The 19,496-nt window shown below is 41.0% G+C and carries 22 protein-coding genes; 12 read left to right on the top strand and 10 right to left on the bottom strand.

The genetic code is table 11. The features are described from left to right. The first annotated feature begins 90 nt into the window (after positions 1-90). Complete coding sequence (locus LCM11_RS17120; RefSeq protein ID WP_224895509.1) at positions 91-687, top strand: 3D domain-containing protein; 597 nt, start codon at positions 91-93, stop codon at positions 685-687. A gap of 380 nt (positions 688-1,067) precedes the next feature. On the opposite strand, the gene LCM11_RS17115 is transcribed toward LCM11_RS17120, so the two are convergent. Beyond that, positions 1,068-1,631: an NADPH-dependent FMN reductase gene (locus LCM11_RS17115; protein ID WP_224895508.1), complete on the bottom strand. Its 564-nt coding sequence runs from the start codon at positions 1,629-1,631 to the stop codon at positions 1,068-1,070. Between the two features lie 120 nt (positions 1,632-1,751). On the opposite strand from LCM11_RS17115, the gene LCM11_RS17110 reads away from it, so the two are divergent. The 4 genes from LCM11_RS17110 to LCM11_RS17095 all read left to right on the top strand — a co-directional run bounded on the left by LCM11_RS17110 (position 1,752) and on the right by LCM11_RS17095 (position 5,000). Continuing rightward, positions 1,752-2,246 carry a GNAT family N-acetyltransferase gene (locus tag LCM11_RS17110; protein WP_224895507.1) on the top strand — a complete coding sequence of 165 codons (495 nt, stop codon included), beginning with the start codon at positions 1,752-1,754 and terminating at the stop codon, positions 2,244-2,246. A gap of 84 nt (positions 2,247-2,330) precedes the next feature. Next, positions 2,331-2,483, top strand: coding sequence for a hypothetical protein (locus tag LCM11_RS17105; protein ID WP_014641555.1), 153 nt, complete (start codon positions 2,331-2,333; stop codon positions 2,481-2,483). Between the two features lie 263 nt (positions 2,484-2,746). Continuing rightward, complete coding sequence (locus tag LCM11_RS17100) at positions 2,747-3,547, top strand: SDR family NAD(P)-dependent oxidoreductase (RefSeq protein ID WP_224895506.1); 801 nt, start codon at positions 2,747-2,749, stop codon at positions 3,545-3,547. A 289-nt stretch (positions 3,548-3,836) separates the two neighbouring features. Next, positions 3,837-5,000 carry an AI-2E family transporter gene (locus tag LCM11_RS17095; RefSeq protein ID WP_224895505.1) on the top strand — a complete coding sequence of 388 codons (1,164 nt, stop codon included), beginning with the start codon at positions 3,837-3,839 and terminating at the stop codon, positions 4,998-5,000. 26 nt (positions 5,001-5,026) lie between these two features. Here LCM11_RS17095 and LCM11_RS17090 read toward each other — a convergent pair whose 3' ends face one another. The 4 genes from LCM11_RS17090 to LCM11_RS17075 form a co-directional block, all read right to left on the bottom strand. Further along, positions 5,027-5,587, bottom strand: coding sequence for a cysteine dioxygenase (locus LCM11_RS17090; RefSeq protein ID WP_224895504.1), 561 nt, complete (start codon positions 5,585-5,587; stop codon positions 5,027-5,029). A 31-nt stretch (positions 5,588-5,618) separates the two neighbouring features. Continuing rightward, on the bottom strand, positions 5,619-6,527 hold the full coding sequence (locus LCM11_RS17085; RefSeq protein ID WP_224895596.1) for a DMT family transporter: 909 nt from the start codon (positions 6,525-6,527) through the stop codon (positions 5,619-5,621). Between the two features lie 92 nt (positions 6,528-6,619). Beyond that, positions 6,620-7,084 carry a GNAT family N-acetyltransferase gene (locus tag LCM11_RS17080; RefSeq protein ID WP_224895503.1) on the bottom strand — a complete coding sequence of 155 codons (465 nt, stop codon included), beginning with the start codon at positions 7,082-7,084 and terminating at the stop codon, positions 6,620-6,622. Between the two features lie 227 nt (positions 7,085-7,311). Then, entirely contained in the window at positions 7,312-8,316 is a 1,005-nt protein-coding gene (locus LCM11_RS17075; protein ID WP_224895502.1) for a YeiH family protein, read from the bottom strand. Positions 8,317-8,433: 117 nt separating this feature from the next. On the opposite strand from LCM11_RS17075, the gene LCM11_RS17070 reads away from it, so the two are divergent. After that, a complete protein-coding gene (locus tag LCM11_RS17070) occupies positions 8,434-9,339 on the top strand; it encodes a LysR family transcriptional regulator (protein ID WP_224895501.1) in 906 nt (301 codons plus the stop codon). Between the two features lie 16 nt (positions 9,340-9,355). Further along, the gene (locus tag LCM11_RS17065; RefSeq protein WP_224895500.1) at positions 9,356-9,820 is read left to right on the top strand and encodes a GNAT family N-acetyltransferase; all 465 of its coding nucleotides are present in this window, start codon (positions 9,356-9,358) and stop codon (positions 9,818-9,820) included. Positions 9,821-10,123: 303 nt separating this feature from the next. Here the strand turns inward: LCM11_RS17065 and LCM11_RS17060 are convergent, their stop codons facing one another. Next, entirely contained in the window at positions 10,124-11,335 is a 1,212-nt protein-coding gene (locus tag LCM11_RS17060; RefSeq protein WP_224895499.1) for an MFS transporter, read from the bottom strand. A 109-nt stretch (positions 11,336-11,444) separates the two neighbouring features. Here LCM11_RS17060 and LCM11_RS17055 point away from each other — a divergent pair, with 109 nt between their 5' ends. From LCM11_RS17055 to LCM11_RS17040, 4 genes are all read left to right on the top strand, one after another. Continuing rightward, a complete protein-coding gene (locus LCM11_RS17055; protein WP_224895498.1) occupies positions 11,445-12,308 on the top strand; it encodes a LysR family transcriptional regulator in 864 nt (287 codons plus the stop codon). A 4-nt stretch (positions 12,309-12,312) separates the two neighbouring features. Then, a complete protein-coding gene (locus LCM11_RS17050; protein WP_224895497.1) occupies positions 12,313-12,888 on the top strand; it encodes a nucleotidyltransferase family protein in 576 nt (191 codons plus the stop codon). A gap of 75 nt (positions 12,889-12,963) precedes the next feature. Next, the gene (locus LCM11_RS17045) at positions 12,964-13,764 is read left to right on the top strand and encodes an STAS domain-containing protein (protein ID WP_224895496.1); all 801 of its coding nucleotides are present in this window, start codon (positions 12,964-12,966) and stop codon (positions 13,762-13,764) included. A gap of 185 nt (positions 13,765-13,949) precedes the next feature. Beyond that, positions 13,950-15,110, top strand: coding sequence for an acyl-CoA dehydrogenase family protein (locus tag LCM11_RS17040; protein WP_224895495.1), 1,161 nt, complete (start codon positions 13,950-13,952; stop codon positions 15,108-15,110). A 639-nt stretch (positions 15,111-15,749) separates the two neighbouring features. Here the strand turns inward: LCM11_RS17040 and LCM11_RS17035 are convergent. Beyond that, positions 15,750-16,274, bottom strand: coding sequence for a type 1 glutamine amidotransferase domain-containing protein (locus LCM11_RS17035; protein WP_224895494.1), 525 nt, complete (start codon positions 16,272-16,274; stop codon positions 15,750-15,752). Between the two features lie 48 nt (positions 16,275-16,322). Beyond that, a complete protein-coding gene (locus LCM11_RS17030) occupies positions 16,323-16,706 on the bottom strand; it encodes a hypothetical protein (protein WP_224895493.1) in 384 nt (127 codons plus the stop codon). 212 nt (positions 16,707-16,918) lie between these two features. On the opposite strand from LCM11_RS17030, the gene LCM11_RS17025 reads away from it, so the two are divergent. After that, on the top strand, positions 16,919-17,821 hold the full coding sequence (locus LCM11_RS17025) for a DUF1002 domain-containing protein (protein ID WP_224895492.1): 903 nt from the start codon (positions 16,919-16,921) through the stop codon (positions 17,819-17,821). A gap of 67 nt (positions 17,822-17,888) precedes the next feature. Here the strand turns inward: LCM11_RS17025 and LCM11_RS17020 are convergent, their stop codons facing one another. Both LCM11_RS17020 and LCM11_RS17015 read right to left on the bottom strand, forming a co-directional pair. Continuing rightward, positions 17,889-18,731 (bottom strand): alpha/beta hydrolase, encoded by an 843-nt coding sequence (locus tag LCM11_RS17020; protein ID WP_224895491.1) that lies wholly within the window; start codon positions 18,729-18,731, stop codon positions 17,889-17,891. 170 nt (positions 18,732-18,901) lie between these two features. Further along, positions 18,902-19,480, bottom strand: coding sequence for an SCO family protein (locus LCM11_RS17015; protein ID WP_224895490.1), 579 nt, complete (start codon positions 19,478-19,480; stop codon positions 18,902-18,904). Positions 19,481-19,496: the final 16 nt, after the last annotated feature.

Below are 19,496 nucleotides of genomic sequence, written 5' to 3'. Positions count from 1 at the left end.
TTATTGAGATACAACGATGAGGTGTTAAGGTAGTAGATGTGATTTTAAACAGAGGCGATCATCTGTTTAGCAAATAAGGAGGCAATTATCATGAAAAAAACAATTCTTTCAATAGCAGCAACTTTTGCAATTATAGGTACAACAACCATTACCGCAAGCGCAAGTGAAGTAGTCGTAGATAAAGGAGACACCCTTTGGGGCATCGGTCAGGAAAAAGGGGTTTCCGTAGAACAGCTTAAAGACGCAAACGATTTATCATCTAACCTGATTTTCCCGGATCAGACGCTTACCATTAATGACGGATCAGATAATCAAGCAGAAGAAAGCGAAGAAGATCATTCAGAAGCAGAAGATGTACAAGCATCCGGCTCAGAAGATCCTTCTGGTGAAGAAGTAGCTAAAACAATGACGATGGAAGCAACAGCTTACACAGCATTCTGTGAAGGCTGCTCTGGTACGACTTATACGGGCATCGACCTAAGAGCGAACCCGGATCGTAAAGTAATCGCAGTGGATCCTGACGTTATTCCACTAGGTTCTGAAGTTTACGTGGAAGGTTACGGTAAAGCTGTTGCTGGAGATATCGGCGGCGCTATTCAGAATGATCGCATTGACGTGTTTATTCCTAATCAAAGCGATGCTTTTGATTTTGGACGTAAAGATGTAGAAGTAACCGTATATGAATAAGTTTTAAAGAGTGTTTTATCCTTATAAACCTTGTGGAATGAAGTTCTGCAAGGTTTTTTTATGTTTAGCATTTTATTTTGAAATAGTACAATAGAGGCTTATAATAAACCGATGAACGGATTTATAATTTAAATTACCGGTGTGCTTTATTTCTAAACATCCATTTCCATTAAATTAATGTGCTAAATTGTAAGATAAAGTTCCTCTTTTGGTTTGAAAAAATGGAGGGGTGGATAAGACTCACTTCCTGCTCCTCACATCTTGAAGTTTTGCTCACCTAATTCGATCTAATGTTTACGTTAATAAGTCTGTTGGTACGAGCAACCATCAGGCACCTCTAATAAAAAAAGATTCCTGTATTCAACAGGAATCTTTTTTTCTTATGAAATAGTAATACTGCTGTAATGCTTTTCTGCAAATTTAAGAAATTCGTCAACCACTCCGTCAATAAAATCAATTGTCCCCTGATCTGTAATTAATCCTTTGTCATCTACTTTATGCTGTATCTGTCCTACAAGGATTTCATTTCCAGGAAGGACATTTGCGGACATGCCTGGAGAATTCAGAATTTGACGCAGGTGCATTTGTGCCCGCACTGTGCCGAGCACACCCATCGTGGCACCCGCGATGAAGGTGGGCTTGCCTTTCATCTCCTTGTCTCCGCGGGAAAGCCAATCTAAAGCATTTTTCAGTACGCCGGGGATCGAATGGTTAAATTCTGGAGTTACAATTAAAAAAGCGTCTGCATCTGATAATTGAGCTTTGAAATTTTGCACAGATGCAGGGGCTTCATGTTCAATATCTTGATCATAATGAGCCAATTCACGGATAGGGATAACTTTAACATCCATATGGTTCTTGTATCGATCTTTTATAAAGTTGGTTAACTTCATATTGTAGGAATCTTTTCGAATACTCCCAACGAGAGCAGCTACTTTTAACATGACAACGTCCTCCTCGTATTGTGCTCCAATTCTATTATAAGAATAGGCGCAAAGGGATTCTAATTTTTTGCTCAATATTGGCAAAAAGTGGGTATATAGCGAATAGGAGGGAATACAGCTATGGATATAGTACAATTGCAGCCATATACATCACATCATCACCAGGAACTTGCTCAACTATCCTTACCAAAAGAGCAGACTCACTATACAGAAATGCCCGAGGATTCAGTGGAGTGTGCGGCTGGAGACCCCACAAGAAACCCTGTAACTATTCTTGCAGATGGTGCGCCAATAGGGATGTTTGTTCTACAGAGCGGCCCAGTGGTGTCCGAATACACTCCTCATAAAAACGCTCTTCTTCTAATAGCTTATATGATAGATTATTCCCAGCAGGGAAAAGGGTATGCTACTGAATCTTTAAAAAAACTGCCCTGTTATGTTCGGGAGCATTATCCAGAAATTGAATATATTGTTCTGGCCGTTAATGTAAACAATTACGCTGCTCAAAATGTATATAAGAAAAATGGATTTTATGAACAAGGAGAACGGATACTTGGGAAAAAAGGGTGGATGATGATTTTAGAAATGAAAGTGGAAAAAATGTTTGAAGAATAGTTTTTCTTGAAAATTTTAAGTTTTAGTCTAGTCCTCCGGGGGAAATATATTTATAACCCTAAATAGAAAAGGAGGTACACCACTATGACTCTGCTATATTCAAAAGCCCGCGAGATGTTTGAACAAGATTACAAAAACAGTCCTGAAGCTAAGACAGATCTTCAGACAAAAGGTATGAAGCGCACGCGGTCCGGAAAGGCGTTATTTTCTTTCCGTAAGCAGAACAAGAAGAAATAACTAAAACAGTGGTGACGGTAGCTATGAGAAGAAATTACAAAAGAATAAACCTGTCGGATCTTATGAAAAAAGAAGTTCCGTGGTGGGTCAGCGTTTAGTGGCATTTAATGTCTCCAAAACGCTGACTTTTTTATGGGAAAACTCCTTTGGTTAGTATTTTATTACTATTCTTATATAATTAAAAAAGAAAGTTCCTTAAATAATAGGAAGGGTTTAATTAGGTGAAGGGAAGGATATCTGATAACAAAGGAGGTTGCGAAGTTATGACGGTTTTTTCTAATGACGCTTTAATGGGAGAACATATTTTGATTACAGGAGCGACAGGCGGAATTGGATATGAAGCAGCTAAAGAAGCTGTCCGCACTGGGGCACATATAACAATTACGGGTAGAAACGAAGAGAAGTTAGAGTCTTTAAAAGAAGAGTGTAAAAACCTTAATTCTGAGGTGAAGGTTTTTGTAGGTCCAGCAGATATAAATGTTGAGGACGACCGGAAAGAATTAGTTCAAAATGCTAAGGAGTCCATAGGTCCGATTACGGGACTTGTCAATTCAGCAGGTATCGGAGGAGGAGCCCCGCTCGAAGATCTTACAGAAGAGCAGCTGCGAAAACCTATGGAATTGAATTATTTCTCTACTGTTCTGCTTACTCAGGAAGTGTATAAAGATATGAAAATTCAAAAACGTGGATCCATTGTTAATCTATCTTCTTTATCAGGTCTGCGAGGCACGCATAGCAATATTGCTTATAGCTCCTCTAAATTTGCTGTAATTGGCTTTACTCAGTCCCTCGCTATAGAAGCTATTGAATACAATGTGCGTGTGAATGCTATTTGTCCAGGTTTTGTTGATACATCAATGGGACGACAGGCGATAGCTAACATTGGTGAACGAGAAGGTCGGAGTTACGAAAAGCAAAGGCAAATCTCTGAAGAAGCACTGCCTTCTGGAAGAATAAGCACCCCGGAAGAGGTGGCTCGTTCAATTGTATATTTGTTAACGGATGCCTGCGAGAATATCGTTGGAGAATCATTAAAAATTTCAGGCGGAGGAGTTATGAGGTAACCCTTTATATTACATTTTGAAGACAAGCGTTTGCTTGCTGGGGGAACCGGGAAATTAATTAACATACACAAATTAGGAGGAGGTTTTCTCCAAATGGGACGTTTAATTAAACGAATTATTAAATTTGGTCCGATCGTTTACCCGGTCATTCGAAAGTTTATGCGGAAACGCAAAGGGAAATATTAGGAACGTGCCTATCTTCATAGGCGCGTTTTTTTACTATTATATGATAAACTGGAAAAAAGACCAGACCACTTAAACTGTCACCACGTATGAAGGGGATATGAACATGAATCGTTGGGACTCAACGCCGGTTATCCGTTTTTTTGGAGGCCGCAAATTATTGTACATATTAGGTGTTATATTAATCATCGGTCTTAATATCTTAGTCTATTCTAGTGTGGATTTCATCTTTGAACCTATCATCGTGTTTATAAAAACGGTAGCTTTACCGCTAATATTGTCCATTGTCGTCTATTATTTATTGCGGCCCATTATTAACTTAATGGAATCTTTGAGAATTAAGCGTATATGGGCTATTTTAATTACTTTGCTATTAGTTATCGGGTTAATCACGTTACTGGTTGTTTTAATCATTCCTTTCCTTGAGAAACAATTTCTAAGTCTCGCGGAAGAATTGCCTGAATACCTGAATGCTCTGGTAATTTCACTTGATCAATGGCTGCGTGATTCCTTTTTGGGAAGCTATTACAGCAATCTCTTTCAGGATATAGACGGGCTCCTTAACCAGCTCCCTGAAAATATGTCTTCTTATGCCGTTCAGACTGTGGAAGGCATTACGAACTTTATTACGACACTTACCACAGTGCTTGTAGCATTGGTTACATTGCCATTCATTTTATTCTATTTACTGAAGGATGGACATAAGCTTCCGGCTAAAATGTTAAGTTTCTTTCCTCCGAAGGTTCGACCAGAAGTAAATAGTGTATTTAAAGGAATTGACCATCAGCTAAGTGCCTATATTCAAGGACAGATCATCGTCAGTTTCTGTATCGGTATTATGATGTATATCGGCTTTGTCATTATTGGTTTAGATTATGCTCTCCTGCTTGCGGCTATTGCCAGTGTGACAAGTGTTGTACCTTATTTAGGGCCGGTAATTGCGATTACGCCAGCCTTAATTATTGCCATCGTAACATCACCGTTTATGGTATTGAAGCTTGCTTTCGTGTGGACCGTCGTTCAGCTGTTAGAGGGTAAATTTATTTCACCTCAGATTATGGGGAAAAGTCTTCATATTCACCCAGTCACGATTATATTTGTCCTATTAACGGCAGGTCATTTATTTGGAGTAGTTGGCATACTTGTAGCTATCCCAGGCTACGCTATTCTTAAAGTATTTGTATCTCACATTTTCTATTGGCTACAGCTCAGGTACAATCGTTTCGTTGAAGACGGGAATAAGTATAAACTCCCGGAGCGAAGGTATTGATAAAAACGTAAGGACTAGAGCTTAGATCAATGGAAATGATTAAGTTTAATTTCTTTGATTTTCTGATGCGTTTCTTCCGGCCACCAGGCTCCGCAGTCACTTGAAACGATGCAAGCTGCACATTTTTTTAAATCATACACCTTCATTCCTCTGATCGGAGGGGAGTAAAGGTGTAGAGTAATCAGAGGGGTGTTTCCTTCACGTCCCATTTTATGAACTCCGTGTCTAGGAGCGAATAGTAGAACACCTTCTTTTTTGGTTTCTGAAAAAACAGCTTTAGGTAATTGTCCTTTTTCTACTTTGAAAATCGTATTTCGGGTTGTGCCGCTCAGGATCTGGATCCACCCGGTCGAATCGCCATGGTCATGTGGCGCACATTCGATGTCAGCCCAGTTCATTACGAGCAATTCAACCCGCTCATCCGCGTATAACAGCTGACGATAATAGGGACGTGATCCTGGCGCTTTGAGCCATGCTTCTACCTCGCTTTTTTGAGCATCCAATTTTAATAATGCCTTCTTTAAAGATTCCTCAGAATAGGATGGCATACTACCTAAGATATTTATGGCACGATCCTTTATCTCCATAGATCTGATCTCCCTCTTCTTTATTTTAGTCTCAGCTTCTCTGTAAAAGAAAACGAAGTCTTCCTTGAACAAGCAGTACGCCAAAGATAATGAGCCACCCTCCGGTAATAGACAACCATGAAAAACTCTCCTTTAACAATAGGGCGGCTGCAATTAGTGTAGCCAGTGGTTCCAAATATAAAAAAACCGATACCTGAGATGCTTCCATAATTTCTAAAGCTTTGGCCCAATACCAGTAAGCTAAAGCTGATACAAATACCCCAAGAAATAGCAAATGTCCCCAATAGTAACTTTCAAGATTAACAAGTTGATGCCAGCCTTGATTCCTTAGTAGAAAAGGCAGCGTTAATATAAAACCACACATGCTCATGTAAAACGTTATCACTATAGATGGCAATGGTATAGCTAATTTCTTGAGCAGAACCGAATAAACTGCCCAGTTGAGCGTGCTCAAAATCATTAGGAAGTAACCAATACTTAGAGCAAAATTGAATGAATGGCCGCTTCCCAGAGTGGTAATGAATAAGACCCCGGAGACGGCTATAGTAATCCCCGCCGCTCTGGCGCGAGTGAGGCGTTCCTTTAAGAAAACAATGGATAAAAGAACTGTAAAAATGGGTGAAAAAGCAATCAGCCAGCCAGCATCGGAAGCTTGTATGGTGAGCAGAGCTGAAGCCTGAATGACCTGGTGAACAAATACTCCGAGAACTCCCAGTGATAATAAATGAGGAATATATGCTAACGGTACTCTTAAGTGCTCCTTTAAGAGATTGATGAAACAGAATAGAAAGATGCTGCCAATTCCAAATCTCACAACGAGAAGGGAAAAAGGATCGAGTACCTCCAAAACAGCTTTAGTAGAAACAAAAGAAACTCCCCAGAAAGTAATGGACAGTGTAGCATAGAGGGATGCTTTTAAACGGGTATTAGGCAAAGGTATCTCCCGCTTCCTTTCTGCCAAGTGTACTTTAATACACTATATGCTTGGGGCAGACAGGCATCCCTATTAATTTAAAAAGTGGCAGTGCGCAATCAGTTAGCTTCTGAGGTTGATCTTTCCAAGCGTGTAAGAAACATACCTGGCGTTACTTCTTTTTCATGGGTAGGATGGAAACCGTGACTGGTATAGAGGTTAATGGCGGGGGTGTTTTCACTGCCTGTATATACATAACTGGGCTTAGAGGGATACGTACCGATTACATTCCGGAGGAGACTTTGCCCAATCCCCTTACGAAAGTGTTCAGGGTGGACCATAAGACGATAAATGTCTATATAATTATTTTCTATTTTATAAGAGATTGCTCCCACCAGCTCCGCACCGATGTAGGCTCCTATAAACGTTTCTCCTGATTCCATAATAGAGGTGACAGTATCTTCGCATGGAGGAAGATCAGGGAAACCTACAATAGCAGCTTCTACTTGAGAAGAGAGGAATTGGAGGCGTATAATACTGTCCGCCACATGAAGCTTAGCGGGGGAAATTTTAAATAGATTCACTGTTATTATACTCCTTGTACCTTTGACTTTGATTCTTTTTTCATTTTAGCAGAGAAAGACGGGATTATAAAAACGGTTTCATATTATGAGGGCTGAAAAGTAAGGAGGAGGACTTAAAGGGTGGCCTGTCAATTGTGATTATCCTTCCATAAAAACAGGTAGCGGGAACGCTGCCAATATAAAAAAGGTGTCCTTCTAAAGATAGGACACCTTTTTGTACAGGTTTATTAAATCATCCAATAAGTGAGTAGTGATAACAATACCGAGGTAATCATCATTAAGATCATCGGTTTTAATGCCTTAGTCCTTACATCTTCCAAACTGACGCTAAGACCAAGGCCTACCATCGCCATGGTTAGGATAAAGGTGGTACCGACAGATATCCCGTCCATAACGCCTGAAGGAATAATGAACCAATTTCCTTCTATATAACTTCCAAACAGGCTCATAGCTATAAAGCCCAGCAGGAACCAAGGAAAAGCAATAGATGTCTCAGATCCTTTATTTCCTTTTTTGTTCATGATCCATACGAGGATTAGACTGAGGGGGACGAGCAGGAAGACACGCCCCAGTTTGGCAAGTAACGCCATTCCTAGCCCGGCGTCCCCTGCGGGTGCACCAGCGAGTGCTACATGAGCTATTTCGTGTAGACTTAACCCGGCCCACATTCCGTATGCTTCCATATCTAATGGAAGCAGCGGACGAATCAGGGTATAGCCAATTGCAAACAATGTACCAATAATGGATATTATTCCTGCACTTATTGCCGTATCTTCTTCCTTCGCTTTAAGAATTGGTGATACCGCTGCGATGGCAGAAGCACCGCAGACACCAGTACCTATTCCAAGCAGTAAAGATAGAGAAGTGTCAGCTTTCGTTAATCTTGCCAAAAGGATCATAATTGCTATCGCAAATCCAATAACCACGGCGTCACGTAGTAATAAGGAGAGACCTTCGCTTAATATGACAGATATATTTAACTTCAATCCGAATAGGATTATGGCCAATCGTAATAGTTTTTTCGCTGAAAATTGGATGCCTGAGCGTATTCGTTCTGGATAACCGAAGAAATGGCGGTAAAGGACTGCCAAAAGAATAGCGGCTGCGAGGGGGCCAATTTGGCGGATTAAAGGAATGGATGAAAGCAGAAAACCTGCTCCCGCAAGGATTGCGGTGAATCCCATTCCCGTAAAGAGTGGTCGAAATGAGATCGAACCTAAGAAATGTTTCATCTTTCAACCTTCTTTGCACAAGATTTTCACCTCATACACTATACGTCCCATCATGACATTAGTAAAATAAAACTTTATAATATAAATGATTAATATTATTAATGATAGGGTGATTGAATGGATTTTGAAGCGATGAAGACATTTGTAGCAGCTGTTGATCAACAAAGCTTCACGAAAGCTTCCAAAATGTTAAACCTTTCCCAGCCCACCGTAAGCTTTCATATTAAAAATCTTGAAAGGTATTTTGAAGCGGATCTGATTGATCGTTCTCCTAAACGATTTATAGTGACTCAGACAGGTGAGCTCGTGTACCAGCGTTCAAGGCAAATACTGGGGCTTATTGATAAAACAAAGGCAGAAGTGCTTGAGTTCCACAAGCAGCTAAAGGGGAAGCTTCACATTGGAGCAAGCTACACAGTAGGCGAGTATATTCTGCCATCAGTTCTAAAAGAATTTGACATAAATTATCCAGCGATAGATCTAGAAGTGGAAATTGCTAATACGGAGCGTATTAATCGGGCGATTCAGCTTCACGAATTGGATATTGGACTGGTGGAAGGACAGGTGAACCATCAGGGCCTTAAATCTGAACCTTTTCTGGAGGATGAAATGGTCGTTATTGTCCCCAAAGATCATCCCATTCGTGAAAAAGCATCTATTACCTTCCAGCAATTGCAGGATCAAACCTGGATTACTAGAGAACGGGGTTCAGGAACAAGAGCAGTAATGGACTCCATGCTTGAGTCTTATAACATAAGACCGAAAAAATTGATTACGATTGGAAGCAATCACGGTGTTGTGCAAGGCGTGAAGGAAGGTCTGGGGCTTTCTCTAATATCCAAAACCGTAGTAAAGCATACAGCAGCCGAGCAGTTAATCATGAAGCTTCCCTATATAAAAACAACAAGCCGTTACTTTTCTCTAGTAACGCCTGCTAATAATGAAGAGATTTCCAAAAATGTTCAGCTGTTTGCAGGAAAAGTAAAAGACCTCTATCGTCTAATCAGAAACAACAACAGCTGACAGGGGAGGGAGAAGTGTGGAAATAAGGAGCTATTCACCTGAAGATATAGAAAATATACATTCAGTGATTCAGAGGTCAATATATGCCACGTGTGCATATTATAAAGCTGACCAAATCAACGCATGGGCTTCTGCACTGGCTGATAAACAAATACTGCAAAACCGATTGGATAAGTCGGATGTGAAAATTGCAATAGGTAATGGAAGGACAGCGGGAGTGGCCAGTCTATTAAACAATGGTGTATTGGACCTCTTCTATGTTGAACCCGGTTTTCAGCGAAAAGGAGTGGGTAGCAGTCTGCTTCTGGAAATTGAAAAATCCGCTTTAAGGAATCAATTCGACTTCATAGAAACAGAAGCAAGTGTGAGTGCTTTTTCATTCTTTAAAGACAAGGGTTTTAAACAAATTCGCTCTCAGCATAAGCTGGTGCAGGAAATTAGTATAAAAAACTATCAAATGTTCAAAAAGTTGAATAATTGATCATCATACGGGGTATCGTGTCTTATAATTAAAAGTTGAAACGCTCAGGCATATTCAATCGTAAGGAATTGTAGTAGATACATGAAGGTAGTCATATAAAACTCTGCATCATATTGAGGTGAAATCATGAAGAGATTAGACCAGATTGTCGATTATTTAAAGACGCTGGGAGTAGAAGTCGAGAAGGTTTATAAAACCCCTAAGGAAGAGACGAGATAAGATAGGTAAAAGAGGTCGGTTAAATACTTATGTAAATAAAGAAAAGATAAGGTATGTTTCCGGGAAGAGAAACATACCTTATCGTTATGCTGGTTTCTGCTTGGTTATAGCAGCAAATTGAGGGTCTCTTGCCTGGAAGAAAGCCCATATCATTCCGGCAAAGCTGATTCCGCTTAATAGCAGGAAAACATACTGAACTCCGTGTGCGGAAGCGATATATCCAAAAAGCGGTCCTGTGATGACAACGGAAGCCTGGTTGCAAAGCATACGAAAGCTGGACATTCGCCCGTGGAAATCCGGGTGTGTCGCCATTTGCTGTACAGACTGCAGGAGAGCACGCACAAACGATGTACCTAGACCTACTAAAACTACCCCTAATACCACAATAAATAAATTTCTGGTTATTCCTAACAGTAAAAGCCCGCCCATCATCATACCCAGAGAGAAAAGGGCCAGGTGATTTTTCCACTTAAGCCACCACCATGTACCCACTATACCTGCTGTAATTCCTCCAATTGAGAAAGTAGCATCCAAAAACCCATAGACCGTTGAAGTTTGATTTAAATAAGCACTCGTATAAACAGATAAGAAGCCGAGAATGGTGTGAAAAGTCAATTGGCCAAGCATCATCATGACAAAAAGTCCATGCAGCATATGGTGACTTTTTAAATATACAAATCCTTCTTTTAAATCTTTGAAGAAAGGAGAAGCTTTGGCAGGTTTCCTCTTTGATGAAGGTTCATATGAAAGGAACAGCACAGTAAAGAAAGCCCCGATGTATAATCCCGTAACGATGAGCAGAGAAATTGAAACAGGCAGAAGTCCAGATAGAATGCCACCTAAAGCAGCTCCAATCAGGCTGCCTGATATAGTGGCAGAGCCAGATAAGGAAAAAATTCTTGGTAAGTCATTTTTGTTGAATATTTCAGCGACAAGAGCTTGTAAAGCAGGTCTGAACAGGGAACCAAGGGTTTGAAGGAACATGTGCGTCAAAATCATCACCCACGGGTTGATCAAGCCGAGCAGAAAGGCCCCCCATAAAAGTAATAAGCAAGAAATACTACCTCCGCCTGCAAGAGACGCTAGTTTTTTTCGATTCGAACGATCGACGACTACCCCAAAGATAAGGTTGGAAAATAAACCTGGAAGAAATCCAAAACTTACGAAAATTCCAGTGTATATCGCGTCTTGTGTCCATTGATACAAAAACCATGTAATTAACACAAAATACATAGCTCGACCGCATTCATATAAGAAATAGGTGGTTAATAGACGGCGCATGTTCAGACGATTCATCTGAGATCCCCCCTCCCGTAATTAATTCCATCTTATCCTATTTATGGAGATAAGGATAATGCTGGTTTATAATTAAAATCGATAACTTCTACTTATGGAGTGATGGAAATTGAAAATAGATGATTATGAATTATTGCTTCAGTTACATCGAATTAAAACGATAAGGGGCACAGCTAAGAAAATCCTTATATCACAGCCTGCCATTACCCAAAGGTTAAAATACATAGAGAGCCATTTTGGAGGGGCCATTTTCTTACGAACCCCAAAACAGCTCGTTCCCACAGCTCTAGGTGAAAGTGTGCTGAAACACGCAGAGGAAGTTGTAAAAAGAGAGGCCGATTTTTGCGACCTCCTTCTTCAGCAAGATGGAGATAGAATAGCTGGAACCCTTTCCATAGGGGCATCTTCTTTGTTCAGTCAACAATTCTTACCTGCGGTTTTAGAATCTTTTACAAAAAAATATCCGAGTGTAACGATTGATCTGGTAACGGGAGTGAGTGATGAAATAAGAGAGTCGTCCAGTCAGTTTCACGTATGTATCGTACGCGGTGAACCGATTCGAACCATGGTTAGCCATCATCTTTTTGAAGATCCCCTGTATTTAATGGATACGATGCCTTTAAATGGAGACATAGCTCGACCTCTTATTGAGTTTAAAAGTGATCCCGGGTTTCAAAAGGTGCTGGAGGAGTGGATGGCTACTCAGCCTCAGCGGGCCTTTAATAGGTCGATCAAAATCGATCAGTTTAAAACTGCCAAGCAGCTGATGAAGCGTGGTTTAGGTATGGCTGTACTGCCTGAGAGTGTAGGCAGAGATCTTAAAGATATCTATTCCATACCTTTGGAGGTGGACAATCAGCCCCTGAGCAGGAACACATGGGTTTGTTACCAGGAAGGACTTCGTCAATTACTACAAGTGGATGCGTTTATTCACGAAATTGAAAATACTAGATGGTTTGAGGAAGAAGGATAAGGAATTGGCTAATTTAGAAAAAGAGTTAATAAGAATCATCGAGGCTCACCCCTATATTCAAGAGCTGTTTGAAGTGACTGATCACTATATAAGAGATTACTATATTGGGGCCGGCATTATAACCCAGACGGTATGGAACAAGCTCCATAATTACGAGTTTACCTATGGAATAGATGACGCAGATGTTATTTATTTTAATACCTTAGAGCTGCCTTCCAGGGAACTGGAAAGACTAAAGGAAGAAAAAATACGAAAAGCGCTTCCTCATTTTCCTTTTGAAATTGATTTAACCAATGAAGCTCTCGTGCATCACTGGTATGAGCAGAAGTTCAATAAAAAGATAGTCCCTTATCAATCGGCTGAGGAAGCAATTGAAACATGGCCGACAACTGCATCAGCGATCGGTGTGAAGCGAGTGGAGGGTGAATACAAGATATATGCTCCATTTGGACTGCAGGATCTGTTTAATGGAATTGTGCGTCCCAATAAAGTGTTAGTTCCAGAGCATGTTTACGAGAGAAAGGCGGTTAAATGGAAAGCCCGCTGGCCTGGACTAACTGTGATGGAATGGTCTGAGTAAGGTATGATTGGAAATTTTCTATGATTCAATTTATGATAATAGTATTCATTCCACTACCAAAGGGGATCGCTTAGTATGAACGAAGAGACATTCGATAAATTAGAAGAAATTCAGCAAAACGAATTCATTAAGGCAGCTATTGATCGAGTGGGGGCAGGTGTGGTTATCTCTGACCCTGAGCAGGAAGATAACCCCATGATTTATTGCAATAAGGGATTTGAGGACTTGACGGGTTATAAGGCAGAAGAAATCCTCGGAAAAAACTGCCGCTTTCTACAAGGAGAAGATACAAGCACTCAAATTGTAGATAAGATTCGTAAGGGACTCTCGAATTACGAAAATGTACTGGTAGAACTGAAAAATTATAAAAAAGATGGGACCATGTTCTGGAATGAGCTGCAAATCTTTCCTGTTTACATACAACAAATGGATCAGAATTTTTTTGTAGGTGTTCAGAGGGATGTCAGTCAAAGACGAGAGCAGCAGGAGTTGATCGGTCATTATCTATCCGAAGTGAAGAGGCTGTCTACACCTATTGTTCCACTTGAAGAAGGGATATCTGTACTGCCACTTGTGGGAACTTTGGATGAGGAGCGTCTTAACGAAATGCTCGATTCTGTGAGTCACCACGTAAAGGAATCTAAGGAAGATTTTTTAATTATCGATATGTCCGCTGTGCATGCCTATAACGAAGCGGTACATATGGGTATTTACCAGATGAATCAACTGTTGGATCTAATGGGCACTACTTTGATTATTACAGGTGTTAAGCCCAGCTTTGCTATTCAAAGTGCACCATATGCAGACTTCAGTGAACTATCACTTCAGTCTTATGCTTCAGTTAAACAGGCCCTGAACGCGGTTCGAGGACGATAGATAACGGAATGTCCGACATCTTACAGGTGTCGGACATTTTTTCAACTGAAGGCCATAGATTGTGCTTTTCTACTCTTTATATAGTAACAAAGCAATGGGTGAAAACCTTGAATAAGCCTAGTATTGGCTTAATTCCGACTGATTTTGTAAGATTTAAATATATATTAAATTGGGAGTGGATGGATATGGTTGATATTTTTGATAATTGGATAAAAAATGACCGTCATCAACGTTTGTTTGAGAAAGCTGAAAGGATTGCTAAGGAAGCAAAAGCCCAGGTAAGCAAAACGGACCCTGAAGCTGTTTTTTCCCATCGTACTTTAAAAGTAATAAAACAGGAGAAGTACCCTTCACTTACCTTATCAGCTGCTTACGGAGGAGAAGATCTCTCTCTGTATGAGTTTTTATTATTACAAGAAAAGATTGCAGAAGGTGATGGATCTGTTGCATTATCTATCGGTTGGCATCTAGGAATTATGAAAGAGTTAAAGGAAGACAACCTATGGAGTAAGAATGATTTTGATCGCCTTGCTAAAGAGGTGGCCGAAGAACAGAAGGTGGTTAATCGGGCAGCTACGGAGCCTGCAACTGGAAGTCCGACTCGTGGAGGGATCCCGGAGACTAAAGCAGTCAGGAATGGAGACTGTTACATCATCACCGGACGTAAAAGTTTTACATCTATGGCAGACCATTTAGATTATTATATAGTTTCTGCTTATGTTGAAGATTTAGATGAGGTGGGATGGTTTCTCATTGATCGTCATCACCCTGGACTTACGGTCGATAAAACTTGGGACACCCTTGGTATGAGAGGCACGGAAAGTGACGATTTAGTATTGGATAGAGTAGAAGTTGATTTAAATGATTTAGTAGAGAGAAAATCAAAAGAAAAGCCTGCACCTAAAGGGTGGTTGTTGCATATTCCGGCGTGTTATCTAGGAATTGCTACAGCTGCACGAAATGATGCGATTGAATTCGCTCAAAACTTCCAGCCAAACAGTTTGGATACGCCGATTGCAGAAGTGGGCCATATCCAGGATAAAATTGGTGAAATGGAATGGAAGCTGCTGCAAGCTCACTCGTTCATGTACACGGTCGCAAGAAAATGGGATGAAGAACCCGATCAGCGTAAACATATGGGAGCGGAGTTAGCTGCAGTTAAACTGGCCGTAACTAATACTGCGGCAGAGGTCGTGGATCTAGCAATGAGGATCGCCGGAGGGAGAGGCTTGTCCAAGCAGTACCCATTCGAAAAATATTACCGCGATGTGCGAGCGGGTCTGCATAATCCACCTATGGATGACGCAGTCGTGAATATGCTCGCGAAACGGGCTTTATCAGAGTGATATTTGTGTTAGATTTGTAAAATTTATAAGCTGTTATTAAAGAATAGGGCCGGATTGTGTAAGGCTCAGTTTCGAAATAAATTGGGTCCGTTGCCTAAAATCGATGAGGGCGGCTGCGGAAACAACTCGCTTTCCTACGGGGGAACTGGCAAGCCTCCTCGGTCGCTTCACTCCCTGTGGGGTCTCGCCTAGCTCCTTCTCCCGTGGGAGTCTCGTCGTTTCCTCCGCCACCCCAGCAATATCTGGTAAACGGATCCTTCTATAGGCGGTGGAGAGGTGCTTGGATCTGCCGCAAATGCTTGGATAACGGGAATGATCCACCCATGTACGCTTATTTTTAATAGTTAATCACCACCATAAACCGGTGCGTTTCGAATAAGATTTCGAGCTCCATATATCGCAAGGTACGGAGGGGGACGATGTAGACTTCTGCGGGATAAACATGATCGGTGAGACCCCGGAAAGCTTTAGCTTGAGGAGGCTCACCACATGCCCGCGGAAAGCGAAATCGTCCTCCGCAGGACCTTATGCTCAACAAATATCTCGAAATCAAGTCTTCAAGTAACGGGAGCTTATCTATAAAAGCAAAATTTAGAAGACCATAAAGAAAAGAGGGCGCTCCAGGGCGCCCTCTTTTCTTTATTTTTCTGCTAATAAGTCAGCAAATGCTTTGGCGTAAGGAGGCAGGTCAGGTGGACGGCGAGCGGAAACGATGTGCTCGTCTTTCACGACCGCCTCATCATACCAGGTAGCTCCAGCATTTATCATATCGTCTTTAATACCAGGAGTACTTGTAACTTTACGACCTTGCAGGATGTCTGCTGAGATAAGCACCCAGCCGGCGTGGCATATTTGGCCGATAGGCTTTCGCTGTTCGTTCATATGCTGTACCATTTCGATGACCTTATCATATCGGCGAAGTTTATCCGGTGACCAGCCGCCCGGAACAAGAATGCCATCATAATCGGCGGGATTAATATCACCGAAAGCATAATCTGCAGTTGCTGGTACACCATATTTACCCGGGTACTCTTTACCAGCTTCTTCTCCTACAAGGTGAACCAGTGCTCCCTCTTCCTGGAGGCGGAGTAAAGGGTACCATAATTCAAGATCCTCAAAATCTTTACTTACAAGCGCAATCACTTTTTTATTTTCTAATCGCATAAATACCCTCCTTCATCATTACTCTTCTTTTATTCTATCAAACCCTTCTCAGGTATTCGAATCTTTAGACACAGCAAGAACCCACCAGATCAGTAGGGGCTGGAATAGAGGACGAACCCACAAAGCCACCAGGTTGGTCTCCTCGCTCCAAGGTGCAGGTATGCCATAGATGGCAGCATAAAGGTTGGCTGGCAGAACAAGCAATAGAAAAGCAGCAGTTGCCCATCCGGCAGCCCTTCTCGTTTGGGGGAAAAGCAGGAGAAGAGCAAGCAGCCACTCCGTAATTCCCGTTACATAAACAATAATAAGCTTGTATGGCACCCACTGAGGAATCATCTGAGCAAACCCATGATCATAGATGAAGTGGGTGACTCCTGCAAAAAAGAAGGCAGCCGCAAAAATATAAAGGCCAAGTTGTCGTATAAATGTCATGTTTTCACTTCCTTTGATTACAAATAAACGTTCACTTTATAAAAAGATTTGAAACCTATGTACTAAAAAATACGTAAGAAACTATGCAGCTTCTTCATTAAATAATTCTATATATCCATGTCAAAAATTCAAAGTAATGTATAATAACTACTAAGTTCAGCATAAAGCTAAACAAGCTGCGAATCTACCACAAGCATAAGGGGACGAAGTTTATGAAAAAGAAAAATACTCTGTTGATAGCGTTGGTTATATTGTTAGTTTCATGCCTGGCAGTCCCAGGAACCAGCCTGGCTTCTACGGGGAATGAAGGAATTAACGAAAAACTTGGCTTGCCGATTGTAGTGTATGGAGAAGCATTATCCGATACCCAAAAATCAGAAGTCGCTGAATTGCTGGAAGTGAATGAGCATGAGCAAGTGGATGAATTTACAGTTAATGGTCAAGATTTAGCTAATTACATTGGTGGAAATCCAAATGCTAACATGTATTCTTCCGTTAAGATTATTCACCAGGATACAGGACAAGGATTGAATATAGAAATCGTTACTAAAGATAATATCACAGAAGTAACCAAAGAGATGTACACAAACGCTCTCCTGACGGCAGGAGTCCAGGATGCCGACGTTCTGGTTGCTTCCTCCGTTAAGGTTAGTGGACATTCAGCGCTGACAGGAATTTATAAAGCGTATGATGCTAAAGGTGTTAAACTGGATGAAGGCCGTATGCAGGTAGCAAGTGAAGAATTGGACGTTGCTACATCTATTGCAAAGGAAGAAGGAGTAAGCCAAGCGGAAATCAGTGAACTGCTCACAGAAATAAAAAAAGCAATCGCTGAACAGAACCCTGCCACCCGTGAAGAAGTCGAACAAATTGTTAAAGAACAACTTGAGGCATTAAACATTGAACTTAGTGCTGAAGACCGCCAAAGGCTGGTGGATTTGTTTGAACAAATGAGAGATCTGAATATTGATTTCGACCAGGTAAAAAACCAATTAGATGATCTAACTGGAAATATTCAGGATTTAATCAATGATGATGGATTCTGGAACAATCTTCGGACAGCGGTTAAAGACTTCTTTCGCTCCTTGAGCAACTTTATTAGTTCCCTATTTTAGACTCACTTAAAAATTACATTTATTTCCACCTCAGGTCCTCCATATATTAGGAGGACCTGAGGTGTTTTTAATGGAGTGAGATGGATTGTGCGGCAATGTGATTTTTAACATAATCATTATTCCAATGGACATAATGCCCGCCATCTACACGCTTAATGGTCAGTTTAGAATTTCTACGTTGAAGGAGTCGGTCAATGGCTTTAATTGTACGGGCTTCTTCTGACTTATTTACACCATTAAAAGAGGCATAGTAAAGAGTAGTAGGAACGAGCATTTTCTCAACCATTGATACAAGAGGTATATTGTAGAAACCAAACATAACATTCAGTCCTTCGGTGGTTACTTCGCACGGGGTGTGAAAGGTTTGTTGAATATAATTTGTTTTTTTCAGATTTACAGCTTCACAAAAACGGTCAATGTCTTTTTCCACATCTTCAGAGGGAGGACTTGAAAATAACGGGTGAAGTATTTTTAAAACAGGATGTCTAAATAGACGCACCATCCCATTTAAAATAGGGAAAGCCAGGGCAAGAATCCCGAATTCGTTGAATGGAATTTTAGGGAACTCTTTATGACCTTGGTCGAGTAGAAATAAGTGAGAAACACGTTCGGGGTAATAGTAAGCAAATGAAATGGCAAACCCTCCGCCAAGGGAATGACCGATTAAAAGTGTTTTTTCAATACCTTGTTTGTCTAAGTATTCTTTCAGCCAATCAGCCATTACTTTTGAAGTACACCTTTGATAGATACCTGTGCTTCTGCCTATGCCAGGAAGATCGATCATATGCACACGGAAGTGGTCTTTGATATGTTCCGCTATATTTAAACCTTCTACACCAGGCATGCCTCCAGCAGGTAAAAAAATAGCGTCCTTCCCAGTTCCTATTATTTCTGCATAAAAATCCTTCATATAGTTCCCCTCGCTTCATCATTTTTGGCCCAGCAAATCCTTTTATTCAGAGTAGCTTAAATACTTCATAAAAGTAAAATCATTCCACCTCAGGTCATCCATAATCTGGATGACCTGAGGTGGAATGATTAACCATATAAAAAAGCGTCCCGATAGGAACGCTATTTTAGTCAGTTGGCTGCTGTTTTAACATCTTCAATGATTTGATCATAGGGGACATCGGTGTCTCCTCTATATTTTTTTAACACGTTGCCATCTTTTCCGACAAGATAGAAGGAGGTCCCGTGAGTGACTTGATCATTGCCTTCTGTTTTTTGAACGGGAGCATTGAAACTATCCTGAGCGAAATTTTGAATCTCCTCCTGCGTATAACCCGTTAAAAAGGTCCAATTGCTATAGTCCACTCCATATTTATTGCCGAATTCCTTTAATTCATCAGGAGAGTCCACAGTGGGATCTACGCTAAACGAAACGATTTCAGCTTCTATGTCTTTTTCCTGAAGTTGATCCTGGATCTGAGCCATATTGCGGGTCATGGGCGGACAGACCGTGTTACAAGAAGTAAAGATGAAGTCAGCCAGCCAAACTTTTCCTTCCATGTCCTCAACAGCAAACTCAGCCTCTTCCTGAGTGGTTGCTTTGAAGTTCTGTGTTTCCCAGTCCAGTGTATTTTCAAGTTCACCGCTGCCGCATCCTGCAAGCAATATTGTGAACAAAAGCGTCATGCTAAGTATGATGAAATGCTTCATAAAGCTTTTACTCCTT

The sequence above is a fragment of the Halobacillus halophilus genome, from assembly GCF_020171985.1.
Classification (GTDB): Bacteria; Bacillota; Bacilli; order Bacillales; family Halobacillaceae; genus Halobacillus; species Halobacillus halophilus_A.
Note: the sequence above shows the minus strand (reverse complement) of the source record. Positions and strands in the feature narration are given on the sequence as shown.

Bases quoted from the DNA above. Each gene is read 5' to 3' on its own strand.
- LCM11_RS17105 (WP_014641555.1), top strand. From the start codon at position 2,331: ATGACTCTGCTATATTCAAAAGCCCGCGAGATGTTTGAACAAGATTAC.
- LCM11_RS17075 (WP_224895502.1), bottom strand. From the start codon at position 8,316: ATGAAACATTTCTTAGGTTCGATCTCATTTCGACCACTCTTTACGGGA.
- LCM11_RS17020 (WP_224895491.1), bottom strand. From the start codon at position 18,731: ATGAAGGATTTTTATGCAGAAATAATAGGAACTGGGAAGGACGCTATT.
- LCM11_RS17030 (WP_224895493.1), bottom strand. From the start codon at position 16,706: ATGACATTTATACGACAACTTGGCCTTTATATTTTTGCGGCTGCCTTC.
- LCM11_RS17115 (WP_224895508.1), bottom strand. From the start codon at position 1,631: ATGTTAAAAGTAGCTGCTCTCGTTGGGAGTATTCGAAAAGATTCCTAC.
- LCM11_RS17070 (WP_224895501.1), top strand. From the start codon at position 8,434: ATGGATTTTGAAGCGATGAAGACATTTGTAGCAGCTGTTGATCAACAA.
- LCM11_RS17095 (WP_224895505.1), top strand. From the start codon at position 3,837: ATGAATCGTTGGGACTCAACGCCGGTTATCCGTTTTTTTGGAGGCCGC.
- LCM11_RS17060 (WP_224895499.1), bottom strand. From the start codon at position 11,335: ATGAATCGTCTGAACATGCGCCGTCTATTAACCACCTATTTCTTATAT.
- LCM11_RS17035 (WP_224895494.1), bottom strand. From the start codon at position 16,274: ATGCGATTAGAAAATAAAAAAGTGATTGCGCTTGTAAGTAAAGATTTT.
- LCM11_RS17120 (WP_224895509.1), top strand. From the start codon at position 91: ATGAAAAAAACAATTCTTTCAATAGCAGCAACTTTTGCAATTATAGGT.
- LCM11_RS17025 (WP_224895492.1), top strand. From the start codon at position 16,919: ATGAAAAAGAAAAATACTCTGTTGATAGCGTTGGTTATATTGTTAGTT.
- LCM11_RS17090 (WP_224895504.1), bottom strand. From the start codon at position 5,587: ATGGAGATAAAGGATCGTGCCATAAATATCTTAGGTAGTATGCCATCC.
- LCM11_RS17015 (WP_224895490.1), bottom strand. From the start codon at position 19,480: ATGAAGCATTTCATCATACTTAGCATGACGCTTTTGTTCACAATATTG.
- LCM11_RS17040 (WP_224895495.1), top strand. From the start codon at position 13,950: ATGGTTGATATTTTTGATAATTGGATAAAAAATGACCGTCATCAACGT.
- LCM11_RS17100 (WP_224895506.1), top strand. From the start codon at position 2,747: ATGACGGTTTTTTCTAATGACGCTTTAATGGGAGAACATATTTTGATT.
- LCM11_RS17045 (WP_224895496.1), top strand. From the start codon at position 12,964: ATGAACGAAGAGACATTCGATAAATTAGAAGAAATTCAGCAAAACGAA.
- LCM11_RS17110 (WP_224895507.1), top strand. From the start codon at position 1,752: ATGGATATAGTACAATTGCAGCCATATACATCACATCATCACCAGGAA.